General features: G+C 67.7%; 19 protein-coding genes and 1 pseudogene. 7 read left to right on the top strand and 13 right to left on the bottom strand.

The genetic code is table 11. From position 1 onward, the window contains the following. The 7 genes from QM774_RS13625 to QM774_RS13595 all read right to left on the bottom strand — a co-directional run bounded on the left by QM774_RS13625 (position 1) and on the right by QM774_RS13595 (position 9,748). Complete coding sequence (locus QM774_RS13625; RefSeq protein ID WP_414976387.1) at positions 1–1,173, bottom strand: acyl-CoA dehydrogenase family protein; 1,173 nt, start codon at positions 1,171–1,173, stop codon at positions 1–3. 24 nt (positions 1,174–1,197) lie between these two features. Further along, a complete protein-coding gene (locus QM774_RS13620; protein ID WP_414976386.1) occupies positions 1,198–3,270 on the bottom strand; it encodes an acetyl/propionyl/methylcrotonyl-CoA carboxylase subunit alpha in 2,073 nt (690 codons plus the stop codon). 89 nt (positions 3,271–3,359) lie between these two features. Beyond that, positions 3,360–4,961: an acyl-CoA carboxylase subunit beta gene (locus QM774_RS13615; RefSeq protein ID WP_414976385.1), complete on the bottom strand. Its 1,602-nt coding sequence runs from the start codon at positions 4,959–4,961 to the stop codon at positions 3,360–3,362. Further along, positions 4,958–6,118 (bottom strand): acyl-CoA dehydrogenase family protein, encoded by a 1,161-nt coding sequence (locus QM774_RS13610; RefSeq protein ID WP_414976384.1) that lies wholly within the window; start codon positions 6,116–6,118, stop codon positions 4,958–4,960. Before QM774_RS13610 ends, QM774_RS13615 begins: the two co-directional genes overlap by 4 nt. 3 nt (positions 6,119–6,121) lie before the next feature. After that, positions 6,122–7,879 carry an acyclic terpene utilization AtuA family protein gene (locus QM774_RS13605; RefSeq protein WP_414976383.1) on the bottom strand — a complete coding sequence of 586 codons (1,758 nt, stop codon included), beginning with the start codon at positions 7,877–7,879 and terminating at the stop codon, positions 6,122–6,124. Continuing rightward, on the bottom strand, positions 7,876–8,679 hold the full coding sequence (locus tag QM774_RS13600; RefSeq protein WP_414976382.1) for a TIGR03084 family metal-binding protein: 804 nt from the start codon (positions 8,677–8,679) through the stop codon (positions 7,876–7,878). Before QM774_RS13600 ends, QM774_RS13605 begins: the two co-directional genes overlap by 4 nt. 154 nt (positions 8,680–8,833) lie before the next feature. Then, on the bottom strand, positions 8,834–9,748 hold the full coding sequence (locus QM774_RS13595; RefSeq protein WP_414976381.1) for a PaaI family thioesterase: 915 nt from the start codon (positions 9,746–9,748) through the stop codon (positions 8,834–8,836). An 81-nt stretch (positions 9,749–9,829) separates the two neighbouring features. Between QM774_RS13595 and QM774_RS13590 the strand changes: the two are divergent. Next, positions 9,830–10,748 (top strand): annotated as a pseudogene (locus QM774_RS13590) (amidohydrolase family protein). A 200-nt stretch (positions 10,749–10,948) separates the two neighbouring features. On the opposite strand, the gene QM774_RS13585 reads toward QM774_RS13590, so the two are convergent. Continuing rightward, positions 10,949–11,980: a glycerophosphodiester phosphodiesterase family protein gene (locus QM774_RS13585; RefSeq protein WP_414976380.1), complete on the bottom strand. Its 1,032-nt coding sequence runs from the start codon at positions 11,978–11,980 to the stop codon at positions 10,949–10,951. Positions 11,981–12,076: 96 nt separating this feature from the next. Here QM774_RS13585 and QM774_RS13580 point away from each other — a divergent pair, with 96 nt between their 5' ends. Continuing rightward, positions 12,077–12,907 (top strand): acyl-[acyl-carrier-protein] thioesterase, encoded by an 831-nt coding sequence (locus tag QM774_RS13580; RefSeq protein ID WP_414976379.1) that lies wholly within the window; start codon positions 12,077–12,079, stop codon positions 12,905–12,907. Between the two features lie 32 nt (positions 12,908–12,939). Here the strand turns inward: QM774_RS13580 and QM774_RS13575 are convergent, their stop codons facing one another. The 3 genes from QM774_RS13575 to QM774_RS13565 all read right to left on the bottom strand — a co-directional run bounded on the left by QM774_RS13575 (position 12,940) and on the right by QM774_RS13565 (position 14,910). Then, positions 12,940–13,476: a DUF3558 domain-containing protein gene (locus tag QM774_RS13575; RefSeq protein WP_414976378.1), complete on the bottom strand. Its 537-nt coding sequence runs from the start codon at positions 13,474–13,476 to the stop codon at positions 12,940–12,942. Next, a complete protein-coding gene (locus QM774_RS13570; RefSeq protein ID WP_414976377.1) occupies positions 13,473–14,345 on the bottom strand; it encodes a DUF3558 family protein in 873 nt (290 codons plus the stop codon). The genes QM774_RS13575 and QM774_RS13570 overlap by 4 nt, the downstream gene beginning before the upstream one ends. Positions 14,346–14,502: 157 nt before the next feature. Next, a complete protein-coding gene (locus QM774_RS13565) occupies positions 14,503–14,910 on the bottom strand; it encodes a hypothetical protein (protein WP_414976376.1) in 408 nt (135 codons plus the stop codon). A gap of 283 nt (positions 14,911–15,193) precedes the next feature. Between QM774_RS13565 and QM774_RS13560 the strand changes: the two genes are divergently transcribed. Then, the gene (locus QM774_RS13560) at positions 15,194–15,646 is read left to right on the top strand and encodes a flavodoxin domain-containing protein (RefSeq protein WP_414976375.1); all 453 of its coding nucleotides are present in this window, start codon (positions 15,194–15,196) and stop codon (positions 15,644–15,646) included. A 51-nt stretch (positions 15,647–15,697) separates the two neighbouring features. On the opposite strand, the gene QM774_RS13555 is transcribed toward QM774_RS13560, so the two are convergent. Continuing rightward, entirely contained in the window at positions 15,698–16,555 is an 858-nt protein-coding gene (locus tag QM774_RS13555) for a DMT family transporter (RefSeq protein ID WP_414976374.1), read from the bottom strand. A gap of 98 nt (positions 16,556–16,653) precedes the next feature. On the opposite strand from QM774_RS13555, the gene QM774_RS13550 reads away from it, so the two are divergent. From QM774_RS13550 to QM774_RS13535, 4 genes are all read left to right on the top strand, one after another. After that, positions 16,654–17,148 carry a nucleoside deaminase gene (locus tag QM774_RS13550; protein ID WP_414976373.1) on the top strand — a complete coding sequence of 165 codons (495 nt, stop codon included), beginning with the start codon at positions 16,654–16,656 and terminating at the stop codon, positions 17,146–17,148. Positions 17,149–17,325: 177 nt separating this feature from the next. Beyond that, positions 17,326–19,098 carry a hypothetical protein gene (locus QM774_RS13545; RefSeq protein WP_414976372.1) on the top strand — a complete coding sequence of 591 codons (1,773 nt, stop codon included), beginning with the start codon at positions 17,326–17,328 and terminating at the stop codon, positions 19,096–19,098. Between the two features lie 64 nt (positions 19,099–19,162). Continuing rightward, a complete protein-coding gene (locus QM774_RS13540) occupies positions 19,163–19,681 on the top strand; it encodes a hypothetical protein (protein WP_414976371.1) in 519 nt (172 codons plus the stop codon). Between the two features lie 58 nt (positions 19,682–19,739). Beyond that, positions 19,740–20,651, top strand: a complete 912-nt coding sequence (locus tag QM774_RS13535) for an SGNH/GDSL hydrolase family protein (protein WP_414976370.1) — start codon at positions 19,740–19,742, stop codon at positions 20,649–20,651. 118 nt (positions 20,652–20,769) lie between these two features. Here the strand turns inward: QM774_RS13535 and QM774_RS13530 are convergent, their stop codons facing one another. Continuing rightward, positions 20,770–22,221 (bottom strand): acyltransferase, encoded by a 1,452-nt coding sequence (locus tag QM774_RS13530; RefSeq protein WP_414976369.1) that lies wholly within the window; start codon positions 22,219–22,221, stop codon positions 20,770–20,772. Between the last annotated feature and the right edge of the window lie 99 nt (positions 22,222–22,320).

Genomic DNA, 22,320 nt, shown 5'->3' with positions numbered 1-22,320 from the left:
TCAGTACGACTTCGGCAGGCCGAGGCTGGTGGTGGCCACGAAGTTGAGGATCATCTCGCGGCTGACCGGAGCGATCCGCATGATGCGCACCAGCCCCAGCATGGGCGCCACCCCGTACTCGGCGGTCAGGCCGTTGCCACCCATCGAGTGCACGGCCTGATCCACCGCCTTCACCGCGGTCTCGGCGGCCAGATACTTGCCCATGTTGGCCGGTTCGGCGGCACCCCAGTCGTCGCCGGCGTCGTACAGGGTGGCGGCCTTCTGCATGAGCAGCTTGGAGGCCTCCAACTCGATCTTGATCTGGGCGAGCGGATGGGCGATCGCCTGATGGGTGCCGATCGGCGCCTTCCAGACGGTGCGGTCGTTGACGTATTCGACGGCCTTGCCGAGCGCGAACCGGGCGGTGCCGACGGCGGATGCGGTCGCCATGATGCGTTCGGGATTCAGTCCGGCGAACAGCTGGCTCAGAGCCGCGTCCTCGGAGCCGACGAGCGCGTCGGACGGCAGCCGCACATCGTCGAGGAAGAGGGTGAACTGCTTCTCCGGGTTCTGCAGCTCCATGTCGATCATCTGGGCGGTGAAGCCCTTCGCGTCGGTCGGCACGATGAACAGGGCGGGCTTGAGCTTGCCGGTCTTGGCGTCCTCGGTGCGGGAGACGATGAGCACGGCGTCGGCCTGATCCACACCGGAGATGAACACCTTCTGGCCGTTCAGGATCCAGTCGTCACCGTCGCGCTTGGCGGTGGTGGTGATCATGTGCGAGTTGGAGCCGGCATCCGGTTCGGTGATACCGAACGCCATGGTGATGGAGCCGTCGGCGAGACCCGGAATCCACTTCTTCTTCTGGTCGTCGGTGCCGAAGCGCGCGATGATGTTGCCGCAGATGGCCGGCGAGACCACCAGCATCAGGAGCCCGGCGCCGCTGGCGGCCAGCTCCTCCATGACGATGGCGAGCTCGTACATGCCGGCCCCGCCGCCGCCGTACTCCTCGGGCAGGTTGACGCCGATGAATCCGAGATCACCGGCGTCCTTCCACAGTTCGTCGGTCTTGCGGCCCTGTTTGGCGCAGTCCATGAAGTATTGGGCGCCGTACTTGGCGCCGAGCGCGGCGGCGGCCTTGCGCAGTTCGGCGCGCTCGGGGGTCTCCACGAAGGGGTTGGCGGCGTCGGTCATGTCGTGTCCTTTCGGTCCGTCGACTCAGTGCGTCGACGTCGGGGGTCGGTTCTCGGTCTCAGCAGATTCGAGGTCATCGGATTCGATGACGGCGAGCACATCGCCCACCGCCAGCTGCCGGCCTTCTTCCACTCCGAGGACGGCGACGACGCCGTCGACCGGAGCGCTGATCGTGTGTTCCATCTTCATGGCCTCCAGCCACAGCAGCGGCTGACCGGCGGTCACCCGGTCGCCCTGCTGGACGGCCACCCGGATCACCGATCCGGGCATGGGCGCCAGCAGCGACCCGGGGCGTTCCACCGACGCCGGATCGATGTAGCGCGGCATCCGGCGCAACGACACCGCGGCGCCGGGACGATCGACGTAGACCTTGTCGCCGTCGACGGTCACCGAGTACCGGCGGGTGACGCCACCGGAGGTGAGCGTCACCGAATCCGGTGCGACGGCGCCGACGGTCAGACCGTCGTCATCGGGCAGTTCGACGGTCACGCCGTCGCGGGCGAACCGGTAACGGACCGCGATCTCGTCGTCGCCGTCGTCGCCGGCCGTCACGACCGGGCGGTAACTCTTGGTCTGGTAGCCGGACGGCAGGTTGCGCCATCCGGACGGCAGCGAACCGTCGACCGTCGCGGCGATCCGGTTGGCCGCCGACTGCGCGAGTGCGGCGGCCACGGCCCCGGCCCGCACCTCGGCGGGGTCGGCGAGCGGCGCGGAGAGCGTGTCCAGACCAACGGTGTCGAGGTAGGCGGTGTCGGTGTCGCCGGTCAGGAACTGCTTGTCCCGGAACGTGTTCACCAGCATGTCGCGGTTGGTGATCAGTCCGTGGATAGTGGCGTCGGCCAGGGCTCTCGCCAGCATCGCCGCGGCGCGGGGCCGGTCGGGCGCCCACGAGATGACCTTGGCGAGCATCGGGTCGTAGTACGTCGAGATCTCGCTGCCGTCGGCCACGCCGGAGTCGACGCGGATGCCGGGCCGGTCCAGCGGACCGAACCGGACGTCGGCCGGCAGGTCGATCTGCGAGAGCGTGCCGGACTGCGGCTGCCAGTCGTTGGCCGGATCCTCCGCGTACAGGCGGACCTCGATGGCGTGGCCGGTGGCGGTCGACCCCTCGACAGGCTCGAGGAGCGACGGATCGAGAGGCTCGCCCATCGCCACCCTCAACTGCCAGGCCACCAGATCGGTGCCGGCGGTCAGTTCGGTGACCGGGTGCTCCACCTGCAGACGCGTATTGGTCTCCAGGAAGAAGAACTTGCCCTGGTGATCGGCGAGGAACTCCACGGTTCCCGCACCCTCGTAGCCGATCGACGACACCGCAGTGCGCGCGGCGTCGTACAGCTTCGAGCGCATGGCGTCGCCGATCTTCTCCACCAACGGTGCCGGCGCCTCTTCGATCACCTTCTGGTGGCGGCGCTGGATGGAGCATTCGCGTTCGCCGACCGCCCACACGTGGCCGTGCATGTCGGCCATCACCTGCACCTCGATGTGGTGGCCGCGTTCGATGTACGGCTCGCAGAACACGGTCGGGTCGCCGAAGGCCGACTCGGCCTCCCGGCGGGCGGCGGCGACCTCGTCGTCGAGCTCGGCGAGGGTGCGGACCACCCGCATGCCGCGGCCGCCACCACCGGCGGAGGCCTTGATGAGCAGCGGCAGATCGTCTTCGGTGACCGTCGACGGTTCCAGATCGGTGAGCACCGGGACACCGGCCTTCGCCATCGCCTCCTTGGCGTTGATCTTGGAACCCATCGCGACGATCGACGACGGCGGCGGGCCGATCCAGGTCAGGCCGGCGTCGATCACGGCCTGCGCGAACTCGGCGTTCTCGGACAGGAAGCCGTAGCCGGGGTGGATGGCGTCGGCGCCGGCCGCCTGCGCCGCGGCGATCACCAGGTCACCGCGCAGGTAGGTCTCGGCAGAAGTGGCACCGGGCAGCCGGACCGCGGAGTCGGCCTGCCGCACGTGCGGGGCGTCGGCGTCCGGGTCGGAGTACACCGCGACCGTCGCGATGCCCATGGCCCGGCAGGTGGTGAACACACGGCAGGCGATCTCGCCGCGGTTGGCGACCAGGACGGAGGTGATCGGCGCGGCTCCTTTCGACACGCTCAAGGAGCGGGAAGAGCTCGAGGAGAGGGACGGGCTCGAGGAGCGGGAAGAGCTTTTCGAAGCGGGTTTCTCAGTCATCGGTTCACTCACATCCGGAAGACGCCGAAGTCGCTGGTGGTGCCCGCGTACTCGGCACTGGCGATGGCGGACAGGGACAGGCCGAGGATCGTGCGGGTGTCCCGCGGGTCGATCACGCCGTCGTCGTAGAGCATTCCGGACAGGAACATCGGGACGGACTCGGCTTCGATCTGGGCTTCGATCATGGCGCGCAGGCCCGCATCCGCCTGCTCGTCGACGGTGCCGCCGCGGGCCTCGGTGGCGGCGCGGGACACGATCGATACGACGCCGGCGAGCTGGGCGCCGCCCATCACCGCCGATTTCGCACTGGGCCAGGAGAACAGGAACCGCGGCTCGTAGGCGCGGCCGCACATGCCGTAGTGGCCGGCGCCGTAACTGGCACCCATCAGCACCGAGATGTGCGGCACCGCCGAGTTGGCGACGGCGTTGATCATCTGGGCGCCGTGCTTGATGATGCCGTTCTGCTCGTACTCCTTGCCGACCATGTAGCCGGTGGTGTTGTGCAGGAACAGCAGCGGCGTGTTCGCGCGGTTGGCGAGCTGAATGAACTGGGTGGCCTTCTGCGCCTCGGCACTGAACAGCACGCCCTGAGCGTTGGCCAGGATGCCGACCGGATAACCGTGGATGCGCGCCCACCCGGTGCACAGCGAGTTGCCGTATTCGGGCTTGAACTCGTCGAAGTCGCTGTCGTCGACGATCCGCGCGATCACCTCGCGCGGATCGAACGGGATCTTCAGATCCGGCGGCACGATGCCCAGGAGCTCCTCCTGGTCGTACCGGGGCTCGATGCTGGCGGCGACCGGCGCAGGCCCCTTCTTCTGCCAGTTGAGGCGCTTGACGATGTTGCGGCCGATCCGGATGGCGTCCTGCTCGTCCTCGGCGAGGTGGTCGGCGAGACCGGAGACGCGGGCGTGCATCTCGGCACCGCCCAGTTCCTCGTCGTCGCTCTCCTCACCGGTGGCCATCTTGACCAGCGGCGGGCCGCCCAGGAACACCTTCGAACGTTCCTTGATCATCACGACGTGATCGCTCATGCCCGGAATGTAGGCACCGCCGGCGGTGGAGTTGCCGAACACCAGGGCGACGGTCGGAATGCCGGCGGCCGACAGCTGGGTCAGGTCGCGGAACATGGCGCCGCCCGGGATGAACACCTCCTTCTGGGTGGGCAGGTCGGCGCCGCCGGACTCGACGAGGGACACCACCGGAAGCCGGTTCTCTCTCGCGATCGCATTGCAGCGCAGGATCTTGCGGACCGTCCACGGGTTCGAGGCGCCGCCCTTGATGGTGGGGTCGTTGGCCACGATCAGGCATTCGACGCCTTCGACCACACCGAGCCCCACCACCAGTGAGGCTCCCACCGGAAACTGGGAACCGTAGGCCGCGAGCGGGCACAGTTCCAGGAACGGCGAATCCTCGTCGATGAGGAGTTCGATGCGTTCGCGGGCGAGGAGCTTGCCCCGCTTGCGGTGCCGGTCGACGTACTTCTCGCCGCCGCCGTCCAGCACCTTCCGGAACTCGAGGTCGAGTTCGGCGAGTTTGTCGTTCATCGCCGCGACGTTGGCCTGGAAGTCCTCAGCCGACGGGTCGATCTTGCTGGTGATGATCGTCATGACTGGTACCCCAGGACCTTCGCTGCGAGACCGGTGAGGATCTCGGTGGTGCCGCCGCCGATACCGATGATGCGGATGTCCCGGTATTGGCGTTCGATCTCGGATTCGCGCATGTAGCCCATGCCGCCGTGCAGCTGCACACCCTTGTCGATGACCCATTCGGCGGTCTCGACGGCCGTGTTCTTGGCGAAGCAGATCTCGGCCAGCATCGGATCGCCGTGGAACGCGTACCGCTCCACCACCGACCGGGTGTAGGTGCGGGCGACGTCGATCTTCCGGGCCATCTCGGTGACGGTGTCCTGGATGGCCTGCCGCTTGATGAGCGGCTTGCCGAAGGTTTCGCGGTTGCGGACCCAGTCGAGGGTGAGGTCCAGCGAACGCTGCGCCTGCGCGTAGGCCTGGACGGCGAGGCCGGCGCGTTCGGACACGAAGGCCTGCGCGATCTGCGCGAACCCGGAGTTCTCCGGGCCGATGAGGTTCTCGGCCGGTACCCGGCAGTCGACGAACGAGAGTTCACCGGTGTCCGACGACAGCCAGCCCATCTTCTCGAGCCGGCGGTCGACGTTGAAGCCGGGTGTCTCCTTCTCGATCACCAGCAGTGAGACTCCGGCGGCGCCGTCGCCGCCGGTCCGGACCGCGACGACCACGAAGTCGGCGCGCACCGACGAGGTGATGAACGTCTTGGCGCCGTTGACGATGTAGTGGTCGCCGTCCCGCCGGGCGGTGGTGCGCAGGTGGCCGACGTCGCTGCCGCCGCTCGGCTCGGTGATGGCCAGGCTGGAGATCTTGTCCCCGGCCAGAACCGGCTTGACCCACCTGTCGATCTGCTCCGGTGTGCCGTTGTTGGCGATGTGCGGTGTCGAGATTCCGCTGGTGAACAGGCTGGCGAACACGCCGCCGGCGACGCCCCGGTAGTGCAGTTCCTCGCAGACGATGAGGGCGTCGAGGGCGTCGCCGCCGCTGCCGCCCTTCTCCTCGGGGGTGCCCAGACCGAGCAGCCCGAGGTCGCCGGCCTGCTTGTGCAGTTCGCGCGGGATCAGGCCCTCGCTTTCCCACTGGTCCTGGTAGGGCAGGATGTGCTTCTCGGCGAAGCCGGCGACCATGGCTCGCAAGTCGCGGCGCTCCGCGGAGTCCCAGATCTCACTGGGGATGGGCATGGTTCAGTCCTTCTGGTCGGTCAGGAATCGGGTGGGGATGGGCACGACGCGTGACCGCAGCCACTCGCCGAGCCCCTTGGCCTGCGGATCGAAGCGGACCTGTTCGGCGACACCGCGGCCGAGGATCCCTTCGATCACGAAGTTGAGGGCACGCAGGTTGGGCAGCCGGTACCGGTGAACGGTCAGGTCGGCGGTCTCGGGGAGGAGTTCTTTGAGCTTGTCGACGGTCAGGAAGGAATCGAGCCAGTCGTAGGCGTCCCCGTCCTGCGCATTCGACCCGCCGGCTCCGCTCCCGGTGTCGGGCGCCCAGAGGCCGATGTTGGCGCTGCCGCCCTTGTCGCCGCTGCGCGAGCCGATGATCGTGCCGAGGGGCAGGTTCTGCGTCGGACCGAAGTCCTGACCGTCTTTCGACGGGTCCCCGGGGGAATCGTCGTCGGGAACCAGCGGCGCACGCACCGGCGACGGCTCGATCATGACGGTCACGCCGTCCGGCTGGGTGACGGTGTGCTCGACCAGCTGGGCGTCGACGTAGCCCGGTTCGAAGTAGGCGTACGGCGAACCGTTGCCGGGCGGGCTGGTGAGGGTGAACCCGGGGTAGCTGGCCAGGGCGAGTTCCACGGCGATGTTGGAGAACTGCCGACCGACCTTCTCCGGGTCGGGGTCGCGGGCGGTGATGCGCATGATGGCGCTCGCCTGCTCCTCGGTGTCGGAGTCCTCGCGGTCGTGCCGGATGAGCTCGAAGGTCAGGTCGGCCGGTTCGGTGGGGAGCTCGTTGCGGAACTGCTGCTCGAAGAGTTCGGCCTTCTTCTCGATGTCGAGGCCGACCATCACGATCTCCATCTGGTTCCGGGAGCCGGCCAGATTGTTGAGCGACACTTTGAGTTTGTCGGGCGGTGCCTCGCCGGTGGCGGCGGACACCGCGACCCGGTCGGGCCCGTCCTGGGTCAGGTGCACCGAGTCGAGGCGCGCGGTGGCATCCGGGTTGTAGTAGCGGGGCCCGGCCACCTCGTAGAGCAGCTGGCTGGTCACCGTGCCGACGGTGACCGCGCCGCCGGTGCCCTCGTGCTTGGTGATGACCGATGAGCCGTCGGCGGCGATCTCGGCGATCGGGAAGCCGAGATGCCCCATCGGGATCTCGGTGAAGAACGAGTAGTTGCCGCCGGTCGCCTGTGCACCGCACTCGATGATGTGGCCGGCGATCACCGCGCCGGCGATCGGATCGAGGTCGCGCTGCGTCCAGCCGAACGCGGCGGCCGCCGGACCGACGGTCAGCGAGGCGTCGGTGACGCGGCCGGTCACGACGATGTCGGCGCCACGGGTGAGTGCGTTCTTGATGCCGAATGCGCCGAGGTAGGCGTTGGCGGTCAGCGACGGCCCGAGGCCGAGTTCGGCCGCCCTGCCCGACAGGTCGTCGCCGGAGACGAAGGCGATGTTCGCGTCGACGTTCAGTTCGCCGGCGATCTCGCGGAGCGCGACGGCCAGGCCGTGCGGATTGAGGCCACCGGCGTTGGTGACGATCGTGACGTCCTTGTCGAGAGCGAGCGTCATGTTCTCGCGCATCTGACGCAGGAACGTCTTGGCGTAGCCGCGGCTCGGATCCTTGAGGCGGTCGCGCCCGAGGATCAGCATGGTCAGCTCGGCGAGGTAGTCGCCGGTCAGGTAGTCGAGTTCACCGCCCTCGAGCATCTCCTGCATGGCGGAGAACCGGTCGCCGTAGAAGCCGGAGGCGTTGCCGATCCGGACGAAGTCTGGTGCGCTCATCGCCGCTCCTTGAGGTCGTCGAGGGGTGCGCGGCCGCCTCCGGGAGGCCCGGCGAAGCATTGCGCGATCCTCGACCACTGTGTGGCGTCGTCGCCGGCGAACTCGAGGGCCAGGTCGTCGAGGTGGCGTCGCTGGGTGACCAGCTCGCAGAAGTCGAATGCCGGACCACGCACGACGTTCTCGGCGTCGTCGGGCCCCCAGGTCCAGAGTTCTCCGGACGGGGCGGTCAGTTCGTACCGGAACGGCTGGGCGGGCGCATCGATCTGGTTGACCATGTAGGCGAAGTCACGGGTGCGGACACCCAGGTGCGCGACGTTCTTGACGCGGTCGGTCTGCGCCGCCGGTACGCCGAGCCCGTCGGCGACGTCCAGGCCGTGCGCCCAGGTCTCCATGAGCCGCGCCGACGCCATCGACGCGGCGGACATGGGCGGGCCGAACCACGGCAGTTTGGTGCCGTCCGGGACGGCGACGAGGGCGGTGGCAAGCTTGGCCCGGGTGGCGCGCCAGTCGTCGAGGAGTTGGGCGGGGGGTCGTGCGGCTTCGGCCTCGGCGGCGGCATCGACGTAGCCGTCGGGGTCGCCCCACGCCTCGGCGAGCGCGTCCTGGAAGCCCGCGTCATCGGTGATGGCGATCAGGGAGACGCGGTCGGTCCACAGGAGGTGTCCGATCTGGTGGGCGACGGTCCAACCCGCAGCCGGGGTGGGGGTGGCCCACTGTGCCGGTTTGAGGCCGGCGACGAGGTCGTCGAGGGCGTCGCCTTCGGCGACCAGGTCGGCCACTACGGAGTCCACGAGGCTCATGCCGACGAGCCTCACACGGTTCCCCAAAAGACTCAAGCGCGCTTGATTGTTTTTATGTGGCAGTCACTCCCACCGCCCGCACCACTGGGCCGTATAGCGCCGCAGACGCCGTCAGACCCGGCACCGGACGTCTGCCGGCCCATCTGTGCGACGGTCAGGAGACGGAGAGGTCCATCCGGACGTCGGCCACGGCGTGCGCCAGCACCGTCTCGCCGTCGTACAGGAACGCCTGCAGCACCGACAGCCGGCGCCCCAGTTTGATCGGCTGCACCCGGACGGTGACGGGACGCCCGTCGACGGCCGGCGAGCGCAGGAACGACACCGAGTACTCGCTGATCAGATAGTCCTGACCGGGTGCGGTGTGGGCCTGCGCGCCATACGACAGTCCCTGGCCGACGAGTGCCCCGATCACGCCGCCGTGCATGGTGCCCATGATGTTGGCCGTCCACGGTGCGGCCGCGGCCTCGGTGACCACGGCGTCGCCGTCGACGGCCACGCGGACGCCCAGCAGATCGGCGAACGGCCCGCGCGGCAGATCCCCGGCGGCAAGGCCGGCGATGATCTCCCCACCCGACGATCCCGGGTCGGGGGCCGCGACCGCCGGGGCCGACGGGGCGACCGGCTCGGGGACCTGCAGATGGTCGCCGACCTCGACCACGTCACGCCCGACCCGCATGTTCCGGGCGGTGCCGGTGCAGACGAGGCCGGCGGCGGACCGCACCTCGACGTCGGTGACGCCGTAGTCGGCCGAATCGATACGGACACGGCCGACCGCGTCGAGCCGGTCGTCGACGGACAGACGATCCAGCATGGACATGCTGATCCGCGACTGCATGGACGGCATCGCCGCGGGCGGACGCGGCGGGTTCCCGTCACTCCCGGGGCCGAGGCCGAAGAAGAACGGGACGCCGCCGATGTCGTCGAACAGCATGGCGAGGACCGGCATCTCGATCAGGCCGCGGTGATCGGTGAGTCCGGGCCCCAGGTCCTGCGCGAACTCGGCGAGCTCCGAGCCGGGGCGACGGCCGACGCCGAACGCGGTGAACAGGTCCAGAGGCGAGGGGCTCATGGGCATCAGTCCTACTCCGCCGACCGAACCCGCTCCACGGTGCCCCTCACCCCCGTTCACTTCTCGCCCCTCCGGGCCCGGCTGGGCACTAGGGTCACGCAGGTGAGCCCCGACCGGTCCGAAGCCGACGCCGTCCACGCCTTCACCGATGCCCTCGGACTGCCCGGCCTGGTGGACGTGCACACCCACTTCATGCCGGATCGGGTGCTCGCGAAGGTGTGGGCCTACTTCGACGCGGCGGGACCGCTGATCGGCCGCGAATGGCCGATCACCTATCGCGCCGACGAAGACGCCCGGATCGCCACCCTGCGCGGCTTAGGGGTCCGCGCATTCACGTCCATGCTGTACCCGCACAAGCCGGACATGGCCGAATGGCTGAACGGGTGGGCCGCGGATTTCGCCGCCCGCACCCCCGACTGCCTGCACACCGCCACGTTCTATCCCGAACCGTCGGCCGCACGATACGTCGGCGACGCGATCGCCGCCGGGGCCCGCGTGTTCAAATCGCATGTGCAGGTGGGCGACTACTCCCCCCGTCGACCCGCTCCTCGATCCGGTGTGGGAGCAGATCGACGCGGCACGGATTCCCGTCGTGATCCACTGCGGATCCGGCCCCGCACCGGGCCGGTTCACCGGACCCGACCCGATCCGCCGGCTCCTGGCCCGCCATCCGTCGCTGCCCCTGATCGTCGCGCACATGGGCAGCGTCGAATACGAGCCGTTCCTGGAACTCGCCGAACGCTACGACCAGGTGCGCCTCGACACCACCATGAGCTTCACCGACTTCTCAGAAGCCGGCGCCCCCTACCCGCGCGACCTCCTGCCCCGCGTGAAGGATCTGGGTCCGAAGATCCTGTTCGGCTCCGACTTCCCCAACATCCCCTACCCGTGCCTGCACGCCCTGCAGGCCTGCGAACGCCTGGGCCTTGGCGACGACTGGCTCCGTGCCGTCGTGCACGACAACGCCGCCACTCTGTTCGGCCTGCCCGACCCCCAATAGCGCAGCATCGCGCGCGAAGCGTGCGACTCGGCTTCAACGAAGACTCGACGACGACTCACCGAGGCTGAGGGGCCGGGGGAAGTGACCGCAGCGCCCCCCGCAGCCGCCGACCTCCCTGCCGGTGCGCCCTGTCAGTGAGACCTTCGGCGGCGAGGACAAGCAAGGCGCTTGCCCCGGCCCCTCAGCCGTCACCGAAGAAATCAGCGACGCGGTCCACGGATTCCGCAGGGGTCCACACCTGCTTTGCCCGGGCGGACGATGTGACGCGAATCGAGGATGTTCTCGAGCAGGGTGGGCTTGGCGGGCATGAGTCCGTCGGCGCAGGTACCCAGGAGGCGGGTGTAGGTGGCACGGTTTTCGCTGGCGGTGCCGGAGAACCAGATGTGGACGGCGTAGCCGTCTCGGTGGGCGCGGTCGATGAACTCTCGGGTAACGAGCGGAATGCCTTGGTATTGGACCGGGATCTGGAGGGCGACGGTTCCGGGCTGGGGGCGGATGCCGGCGAGGAAGTATTTGGCGATGCCTTGCATGGCGGGGGCGAGGCCGATGGCGGGGGCACGCTTGTGGAAGTCGGCGAGGGCGGCGTCGTTGAACGACGCGACGATGACGTCGGTGCGGCCTGATCGTTTGAGGAAGTCGGCGAGCAGGCGGCCGGTGCGTTCGAAGGAGGCGACGTCGTCGTCGGAGGTTCCCTTGATCTCGATGTTGATCGGGGTGTGCGGGAACTGGTCGAAGACCTGGTCGAGGGTGGAGATGCCGAAGTCGTCGGCGGTGTAGCCGGCGGGCGCGGCCTTCTGCCCGGTGCGGATACCGCGCAGCGTGTAGGCGGAGGCGGGTTTGCCGTCGACGGTGCCGTCGCCGGGCACGAACTTGTAGGCGGCGTCGAGCGCCTGCACTCGGGCTGCGGTCATGTTCTCGACCTTGCCGTGACCGTCGGTGGTTTCGTCGACGGTGGAGTTGTGCATGACGACCAGTCGACGGTCGGCGGTGGATTGGACGTCGAGCTCGATCATGTCGGCGCCGAGGGCGACGGCCCGTTTGAACGCGTACATCGTGTTGGTGGGCGCCTCGTTCTCGCCGCCCGAGTGGGCCATGTTCATGACGCGTTTGGACAGCCACGGATTGCCGTGGTGGCCGTCCGCGGCGGCGGTGCCGGGCACGACGGCGACGGCGGCGGGCACGAGGGCCGCGACGGTGAGGGCTTTGACGAGAAGGTTCTTGTATCCGACCACGGGCCGCAGATTACCGGCTGTCTGACTCGTGAACGTGTCGAACCGCCTGTTGTTCAACGCCGCGACACCGGCCCGTCGGTCGGTACGGTGACACCCATGGCCGACGACCCGAAGCAGTACCCGCCCGAGTACGTCCCGCTCGAGGACCGGAAGGAGGGCGCACGGTTCTACGAGAACGACTATCGCGTCCGGACCGGCGACATCGATCCGGAGGCGCGAGTCCGTCTGGACGGTCTGGCGCGATATCTGCAGGACGTCGCGAACGACAACTACGACGCGGCCGGGTTCGCCGAAACCGATCCGTTCTGGATCGTGCGGCGCACGGTCATCGATGTCTTGAGCCCGATGGTGTTTCCGGCGAACTTCCATGCCGAGCGTTGGTGCGGCGCGCTGTCGACACGGTGGACGGACATGCGCGTCACCATGCGGTCGACGACCGAGACCAGCAAGTTCCATCCCGATCCGCGGCCTGACGGACACATCGAGGCCGTCGGGTTCTGGATCAACGTCAACGATCAGGGCATGCCGTCGCGGATCAGTGACGAGCTGATGGACGGTCTGATGACGATGACCGACGAGCACCGTCTGCGCTACAAGGCGATGAATCCGGAGAAGGCGCCGTCACCGGACGAGGTGGAGCTGCCCGACCGCGAGCATGTGCTGCGGTCCACCGACTTCGATCCGTTCAAGCATCTGAACAACGCCGCCTATCTGGAGGCGATCGAGGACGAGCTGGTCGACCATCCCGATCTGGTGGCGTCCCCGCATCGCATGGTGATCGAATATCTGCGCCCGATCACGCCGGGCACTCAGATCATGCTGCGCCGGCGTCGCGTCGACGACTGCCTGTTCGTCTGGATGCTGATTCCGGGCGGCGACGGCGAACAGGTGGTGGCCGCGACCGTCACGGTGCGCACCATCCCCTGACCCTCCTTTCGACAAGCTCAAGGAGCGGATCGTCAGTAGGCCGCGTCCATCACCATCTCCATCAGTTTGGTGGGGCCGGCGCATGGGTCGCCGGAGGGCGATCCGTGCGGCTCCACCCACCAGCTGAGGATGCCGCGGCTCGGCGATTTGGCGGTCACTCCGCACATCTCGGGGCGCTTGGGATCGCGGGCGGTGAAGGCGGCCGAACTCTTGATCTGCACGTTCTCGGTCTCGTAGCCGAGCCGCTTGGCGGTGTCCTTCTCCAGATTGAAGTCGCCCCACTCGAACCAGTCGAGGGTGACGTCGATGGCACCGGCGCCCTGCACCACCCAGCGGCAGATGGCCCCGTGGAACACCTGGTCGGCGGCCTGGCCTCCGACGGCGGTGGCGATCTCGCTCGGGGTGAGGACTTCGCATTCGCGGAGCAGTCCGTCGAACTTGCTGGTGTCGACGTCACCGGTGACGGTGCCGTCCTGTGCGGCGGGGTCGTCGTGGTGCCGGCTGCAGCCGGTGAGGATCAGCAGGAGCGCGACGAGGAGTGCGGCGGCCCGCGCGGCGTGGCGCGTCATTTCACACTCTCCAGCGTCTTGTGCGTGAGGTCTTTCATCGCGTCGCAGGTGTGCTCGAGCGTCTGGTTCGCGTCCCGGGTGTCGTAGCGTCCGGACAGTTCGATGAAGTCGGCTTCGAACTGGATGCCGATCTCGCAGACCTCTTCATGCTGGGCGAGGAACCCGTGTTCGCCGTCCATCTCGAAGTCGGTGGTGCTGTCGCGGGTGAGCTGTTCGTTGCCGCGTTCGCGGCCGATGGGCGATCCGCGGTACCAGTTCCAGGAGACGACGGCACCCTGCCGGTAGTCGCCGGCCCGCCATTCGCAGGCGGACGGGTTGTCGACGTACTGCTTGAGTCCGGGGAAGCCGGTGGCCTTCGAGACGTCGTCGAGGGTGAGGCCGCCGCAGCGTTCGAACTCGGGACCGGTGCCGGCTTTGGGGGTGTTTTCGGCGGTCGTGGTGTCGTGACTGCTGCCGCCGACGATGCCGCAGCCCGAGAGTGCGAGAGCGAGCACCGCCAGGATCGGCAGGAGGCCGCCGCGCAGACGATCCATCTGCCGGCGTTCACGTTTGGTGGGTCGCCCGGCGCCCGGGTCGCGGCGCGGGATCGCGGCCACCACTTCGCGCGGCGGCGGAGGCGGGCTGTGGTCGATGTAGCAGTCGGCGGCCACCGGGGCCGACGCTCGTTTGCTGATCAGTTTCGCGACTTCGACGATCCGTTCGCGGCCGTGCAATCGGACACGCACCTCGTCGCCGACGGAGACCGGGGTGGCGGGTTTGGCGGTGACGCCGTTGATCTGGACGTGGCCGGCACGGCAGGCGGCGCCCGCGGCCGATCGCGTCTTGGTCAGACGGATGCCCCAGATCCAGCTGTCGACGCGGGTTGTCATGCCCTGCACTGTAGTGGCCGGCCGCCTTACGCTCCTTGCGCTTGTCGAAGGAGCCCTGCCCCCCACGGCGGGCTGGGTGCGGTGGAGAAGGGACTCCAATGCACGACGCCCGGTGTCTCGTCGAGCGAGTCACCGGGCGTCGTGGCCGAACGAAGGGTCAGGCAGCAGGACCCTGCGGTGCCTGCGTCTGCAGCTGCTGCAGATCTTGCATGGCCTTGGCCTTGAGCTGCGCGAACTCCTGGTCGTTGACTGCACCGGTCTGGTGCAGCTGCTGGGCGGTCGCGATCTGGTCGGCCGGCGAGCTGGTGCGCACGACGGTGGTGTGGGCCGCCTTGTGCGCTTCCTGACGCTCGGTCATGCCGCGTCCGCGGGCGAGGATGTAGATGAACGCTGCCAGCCACGGAATCAGGACCAGGAACAGCAGCCACAGCACCTTCTGCCAGACCTTGAGGGTCTTGTCGCGGAAGATGTCGATGACCACCTGGACCAGGACGACGATGTAGGCGATGGTGACGACGAGGAAGATGGTGTACCAGACCACGTCCCAGAATTCGCTCCAGTGCACGGCGGAACCTCCTTGATGAGTATCAGGGCTCCCGGCCCGTGCCGGGTGCTGCCTCAATGATCATGCACGTCAACGACTCTCAGCGCGCGCGGCTCGCCGAATTGCCGAGACTCGAATCACAGGTCGTCTCACCCGGACGGATCGATGCTGGTCGGCTGGTGTTCGACGGTCCGGCCGGCCGACGAGTTCGGGAACAAAGTCCCTGCTCGGTGATTCGACTTAGGCGAAACGGTTACGTTAACGTAGCTTCGGCCAAAATCCACGACCAGGAGATTCAGCGATCATGGCAGCAGTCATCCTCTACGGCACCGAGACCGGGACCGCCGAGCTCGTCGCCGACGCCATCGCCGACGTGCTGGCCGATGAGTTCGATCCGTCGGTCTACGACATGACGGATTACTCCCCGGAGGACCTCGATCCGGAGGACTTCCTGGTCGTCGTGTGCTCGACCTACGGCGAGGGCGAGTTGCCGACCGGCGCACTTCCGTTCGCCGATGAGCTGGACGACATCAAGCCGGACCTGTCGGGTCTGCGCTTCTCGGTGTTCGGCATGGGCGACACCGTGTACGACGACACGTTCAACCGTGGCGGCGAGATCATGGCCGAGATGCTGACGAAGCTGGGCGCGTCGGAGGTGGGCGAGCACTACCGTCACGACGCGTCGTCGACGGAGAAGCCGACCGACGCCGGTGAGGCGTGGGCCGAGCGCCTGAAGGCCACCATCAAGGACGCCTGACCGACTTTCCGGGCCCGCCTCCGGGTGTGCCTTCGATGACCGGCCGACCTCTCAGAGGTCGGCCGTCGTCGTTTCTCCGATGCGGGGGCGCAGGTCGCCGTGGATGGCGGAGTGTTGCGCGAGCTTGGCGACCGCGATCATCGCCACGAGCATGACGAGGACCAGGAAGATCGCGGTCCCCACCCCGACCTGGATGGTTTCGCCGAGGAGTACGACGCCCAGGAGCATCGACATGGCGGGTTCCATCACGTTCATGGCGGGGAACGAGGTCTGGATGTCGCCGGCGCCGAATGCCCGCTGCTGGGCGACGATGGCCAGGGCGATGACGATGACGAGCAGGTACACGTCGGGCCGCATGAGCACGACTTCTCGCCGGTGGATGAACTGGAACGACACCGCTTTAATGAGGGGTGCGGCGACACCGAAGAGCGCGCCGGCGGCGATGCCGTAGAGCAGGGCGCGCTTGTGGTCGGTCCGGCAGCGTTCGGCGAACACCACGAGCAGGATGAGCCCGACGACGAGCGCGGTGGCGGTGGCGGCGAGCAGTTCGTTCGACGGCCGGCGTTCGGTGGGGACGGGTCGTGCGACGATCAGGAATAGGACGACGCTGCCGACGAGGATCGCACCCCACGTCCAGTCGGCGCGGGAGGGTCGTTGGTGGTCGATGCGCGCTTCGAGGGGCAGCGCGAACAGGACCGCGAGGACGATGAGCGGCTGCACCAGCAGGATCGATCCGAGGCCGAGCGCCCAGGCCTGCAGCCCGAAGCCGAGGACCGCGATGCCGGCACCGACCCACCAGCCGGCGGTGATGGTGCCGTTCTTGAGGGAGGCGCGTTGACGGAGGACGGTCCCGCTCGCGATCAGGGCCGCGGCGGCGACCGCCAGCAGTGCGGGAACCCAGGTGTGCATCGGCTCCAGATTATCGGTCGGTCGGCGGTGGTGCGCGCAGACCGTGAGTGTCGGCGGTGCGGCCGGTGGAGTGTGCCGTGCGGTGTTAGCGTCGGAAGGTGATCGTCCACGACCCGGCGCCCGAAGACCTGCCCTACCTGCGGCGGTGTGTGGTTCTGGCGCGTCACGCACTCGAGGTGGGCAACGAGCCGTTCGGCAGTCTGCTGATGCTCGACGACGCGGTCCTGTTCGAGGACTTCAATCATGTGAGCACCGGGGACGACACCCGGCATCCGGAGTTCGCGATCGCCCGGTGGGCGGCGGAGAATCTGACGCCGGAGCAGCGGCTGGCGGCGGTGGTCTACACGTCCGGCGAGCACTGCCCGATGTGTGCGGCCGCGCATGCCTGGGTGGGTTTGGGCCGGATCGTCTACGCGACCAGTTCGATCCAGTTGGTGCAGTGGCGGCGGGAGTGGGGTCTGCCGGACGGTCCGGTGTCGCCGTTGCCGATCGGCGCGGTGGCGCCCGGGGTGATCGTGTCGGGTCCGGCGCCCGAACTGCTGGACGAGGTCCGCGCGCTGCACGCGTCGTACGCCGGCGACGCCCCCGCCTGATGTCTTGAACGCTCCTTGCGCTTGTCCAACGCTCCCTTGAGCTTGTCCAACGCTCCTTGAGCTTGTCGAAAGGAGACTCGCTTCGACGGGCGGGTCCCCGAGCTCGTGGCGGAGCCTGCGACGACGCGAGGACCCGAACACGCCCCGAACGACACAGATCACGTTTACCGTTCCAACATGCGGTTCGCGAAGTTCAAGCGCACGTTTCCTCTGGCCGTGGCGGCGGTGCTCGCCGCGTCGACCCCGACGCTGATCGCACCGCCGGGTGAGGCGTCGGCGGTGCCGGTGAGCACGCAGCGCACGGAGGAGGTCTACACCTCCACGTCGCCGATCAACGGCGTGGTGGCGTCCGTGGTCCGCCACCACGTCCCGCTACCGAAGTCGGTGGGACCGCATCCGGCAGCCTGCGATTGGGTGTCGTACCTGCGATTCCGGTCGGCGGACGGGTCGAGTGATCCGCGGGCCGCCGACCGCATCATGATCGCTCAGCCCGGCATTCTGGAAGGTGCGGGAGCGTTCGAATCGGTCGCGCGGAACACCGTGGTGAAGGCTGCGGCCGAGGGTCGGCATGTCGAGTTCTGGGCACTGGATCGTCGGTCGAACTGCCTGGAGGACCACACCGGTCTGCGCGCCGGCGTCGCGGACAAGTCGTTCGCGACGGCCGCCGGCTACTACCTGCACGGCAAGCCGGTGAACGGGAAGCGGTTCGCAGGATTCCCCGATCTCGTGTCGAGCGCGGGTCAGCTGGCGTGGCTGAAGCACGTCGATCTGGAGCAGACCTTGAACGACGAGTACGCGATCATGCGCGCCGAGGTCCCCGATCAGAAGGCCCGGAAGCAGAAGTTCCTGTGCGGTGGTCATTCGCTGGGCGGCTTCATCACCGGATATTTCGCCGAGTGGGACTTCGACGGGAATCGCCGGACCCGCAACGACGCGGGCTACAACCAGTGCGCCGGCTATTTCGCTCTCGACACCGCGGTGACGTCGGACATGATGTCGATGGCCGGAGGCATGCTGCCCGGTGATCTCAGCAAGCAGCTGAAGCTGACGATGCCGAACCTGCCTCCCGAACTCGGGCAGGTGATGGACGCGTTCATGGGCATCCCGGACACCGCCCTGCCTGCTCTGGCATTGCCGACCCTGATCAACGCCGAGACGATGAACCTTCTCGCACTGGTGGGTCTGGCCGCGAACGTCGACCCGCAGGGCGTCGACAAGGTGGTGAAGGAGCTGCCCCGGAACCTGAATCTGGATTCGACGCTGCGGATCCTGCTGTCCAAGGACTATGCGATGGCGGCGACCGGACAGCCCGACATCCGGAAGCTGCGTGCCACCAATCAGGCGGTGCTGGGTGCGATCCTCGACGACAACGTACAGCCGTTCGGCTTCCTGCAGGTGAGTGTCGGGTTCACCCAGCCGCAAGACCCGGTGCAGCCTCGATCGTTCCCGCTGCCCGACGCGGTGGCGAACGCCTTGCCGGGCGGCGTGATGATGGTCGGCGACGCCAAGAAGTTCGCACCGAGCTCGTTCGACGGCCGCACGATCTACCGTTGGGCCGACTACGACCAGATCGGTCCGGCGCTGCGCGGCAAGACGTCCCCGTCGAACGAGAAGACGTCGATCACCGAGCTGGCCCGAGACCTGGCCGAGCCGCCGCTCGACTTCACCGAGTGGTACTTCCCCACCGCGCTCACCACCAGCCTGTCGAACCGCAGCGGTCCGGCGCAGACGCGCCACCGCTTCTACCCGGATGCCGCCCTGCGCGCCCCGATGATCACTTTCAAGGCGGGCGGCGGCATCCAGGCGAATCCGCCGAACGGTCACGGCCGCCTGGTGGAGCTCCCCGGCTACAACCACATCGATGTGCTGACGGCGGCGTGGAAGCAGAACGACGGCCGGCCCGAGCAGGTGTCGTCGAAGCTGGCCGACTTCGCCGTCAGCCCTCGATAGACGATGCTGCGGGGTGTCCTAGACTTCTAGCGATCCCTGCACACCTCAGCCCGGAGGCCTCACCTTGCCCGAGACGACGAGTCCCGAGACCACACGCCAGCCGCAGTGGGCGGCGGCCTCGGTGGCGACGGCCGTCGGCGGCGCGTTGATGGCGCCGGCGAGCCTGATGTCGTGGGCGCGGTACGTTCCGGCTCTGGGCCGACAGCCCGAGAGTGCCCCCGACATCCAGGTCAGCGGATTGGGTGGCACGCTGCCGGACGGGGTGTCGTACGGAGACTGGAAGCCCGCCGCGTGGACGTTCGGTGTCGGCATCCTGCTGGTGCTGGCCGGACTGCTGCTGGGCATCGTCGGACCGCGCCTACGCCTCATGGTGGCCGGTGTCGCCGCGGTCGCGGCCGTCGCGACTCTAGTGCTGGTGGCGTTCTGCCTGTCGAATCCGCAGCTGATGTACGGCCTGGAATCCGGGTCGGCCGGACCGAACCTGATGATCGCCTCGGAGGGCGGCATCTGGTGGGTCTTCGCGGGTGCCGTCATGGCGGTGACGGGCGCCGTCAGCGCCGTCGGTCTGGCTCGGTCACGTTGACCGAGATCACCGTCCGCCGATCACGGTTTTCTCAGCCCTCTGTGTGAGACTGGAACCCATGGGCCGATTCACCCGGGGCCACTTGCTGGCTGCCCTCATCGCCGTCGTGGCAGTGGTGGCTCTGGTGACGGTGACCCTGGTGGCGGTGTCGCCGGACAGCTCCCGGTCAGCGGAGAAACCACGGGTCAAGCCCGTTTATGTGGCTATGGGGAGTTCGTTCGCTTCGGGCGTCGGCGACGGCAAAGACATCAACAAGCCGTGCAGTCGCACCAAGAACAACTACCCGCATCGTCTGGCGAAGAAGGCTCACCTGAAGCTGACCGACGTCACCTGCGCCGGCGCCACCACCCGAAACATTCTTGAGCCCGATCCGGAACATCCGGATCGTCCGGTTCAGATCAACGCGGTGACCCCCAAGACGCAGCTCGTGACGATCACGGTCGGCGGCAACGACATCGCCTATGTACCCCGTACCGGCACGGCGTCGTGCGCGAACATTCTGACCGGCCAGGTGCCGTCCGAGCCGAACCCGCATTGTGAGCGCCTGGTGTGGCCGTCGCCGTTCCCGACGCCCGAGAGCTACCAGCATGTCGAGCAGTCGATGATCGACGTGGTCCATCAAATCCACGCGCTGGCCCCGAAGGCGAAGGTACTGCTGGTCGAATACCTGCCGGTGGTCTCGCCGGACGCGCCGCCGTGCCCCGCACTGCCGCTCGAACCGTGGCAGGTGGTCGAGACCGCTCAGGTCGGCGATCAGCTGTCGCAGGCCACCCAGCGTGCCGCCGCGGCTTCGGGCGCAACGTTCGTGTCGATGTCGGAGGGCAAGGACCACACGGTCTGCTCGAAGCAGCCGTGGGTACGCGGCTACGGCGACCGGATCCCGTACCACCCGAATCCGGCGGGCAATCAGGCCGTCGCCGACCGGGTGGCGCAGGAACTGGCCAAGGATCCGGTCACCACGGACGGCTGACCGCAGTCACAGGTGGGCCCGCTGAGGGCCGGTAACCGGTGTCGCCCGGCGACGCGCTCTATACGGCCCAGTAGTGCGGATGAGACGAGACGGCACTGCGCCGCGCTGCCGGCAGAGCTTAGGCGGCGGTCGGTGTCTTGGCCTTGGCCCGCAGGACGATGAGCGCGGTGATGACCAGCAGGATGCCCGCACCGATCAGGAAGTAGCCCACGCGGTCGTAGTCGACGAGACGCCACACGAGGCCGGCGCCGACGACGATCGACGCGGCGGCGATCGCCAGTTCCTTGGTGGGGTTCTGGGTGCCCAGGTCGACGCGTTCGCGGCCGGTGGTGATGAGGCTGATCGGGCTGCGGCGCAGGATCTCCACCAGATAGACGGTCAGAGCGCACACGATCAGGTACATGAAGAACATCCGCAGACCGTTGGCCATGTTCCAGCGGGTCACGACCGGCACCATGACGGAGATGGCGAGGACGTGCGCCAGGTAGATGGCGAACGAGCGGTCGGCGCCCATCTCGAGGATCTTGTCCGGCAGGGAGCCGGGGGTGCGGCGGTTCTGCCACCACAGACCGGCCAGATACAGCAGCACGATGATGCCCAGGAACGCGAACATGTTGTGAACCATGAACACGTTGGTGGCACGGAACATCTCTTCGCCGCCGTGCACCAGGTGCCGGTAGTAGACGAGGGTCAGCGCGATGGTGATGAGGCTGACCGGGACGAGCACCTTCCACCACTTCTTCATGAAGCCGGTGAAGGCGTCCAGGTGCAGGGCTGCGATGGCGCCGCCGAGGATGAAGAACTGGTAGGGCAGCAGCGTGATGCCCAGGTAGCGCCACAGGAGTCCACCGAGACCGTGACTGAAGATGTCCAGGGGCGGCCGGACCATGTGGTAGAGCAGCCAGATGTGGAAGGCGCCGCTGACGGCCAGCAGGTAGCGGTGGTAGCCGTAGGTCTTCTTCAGCAGCCACAGCAGGGCCGGGAACACGAAGTAGATCTGCATGCTCACCGACAGGAAGTACAGGTGATAGGTGGCGTGACCGGTGATGAGGTCGTAGGCGATGCTCTTGATCGACGTCAGAATCGCGTCGACGCTTCCGAAGCTGCCTTTGAGGAAGTTGTGGACCCCGGCGTCGGTGACGCGGTTGTACACCCAGTAGAAGAGCGACCAGGTGACGAACGGCAGTCCGATGTACTTGTAGCGACGCTTCCAGTACTGGCGGACGTCGAGTTCACGGTTGCGGTACTGGTAGGTCTGGACGAACCCGGTGAGCGCGAAGAAGCAGTAGCGGGTGTAGCGCAGCAGCAGTCCGACGCCCTGGGCGATGATCTCGGTCTGCGTGGTCAGCGCCAGGATGACGTGGTCCAGGACGACGCCGGCGAACGTGACGAGCCGGACGAAGTCGATCTGGTAGAGGTGGTTGCTCTTGCGTTTCTTGACGGGGGCCTTGCCGGTGGTCCCGGCGGTGCCGCTGTCCTGCGCTTCGAGCTGCGGATCGAACTCGGCGGGATCGGCGACGTTCTCGACCGGCGGGGTGTCCACCGTCTGCGCCTTGTGTGAAGAGTCCATTGCCTACGTTCTCGGTGTTTCGAGGGTCTTGGGAGAGGTTACCGGAGGGCACCGGCTTCAGCTCCAACCGCACCGCACGAAGTGAACAGATCCGGCATA

Source organism: Gordonia sp. (in: high G+C Gram-positive bacteria) (assembly GCF_047600565.1).
Taxonomy (GTDB): Bacteria; Actinomycetota; Actinomycetes; order Mycobacteriales; family Mycobacteriaceae; genus Gordonia.
The sequence above is the reverse complement of the archived record's forward strand: the minus strand, read 5'-3'. Positions and strand labels throughout refer to the sequence as shown.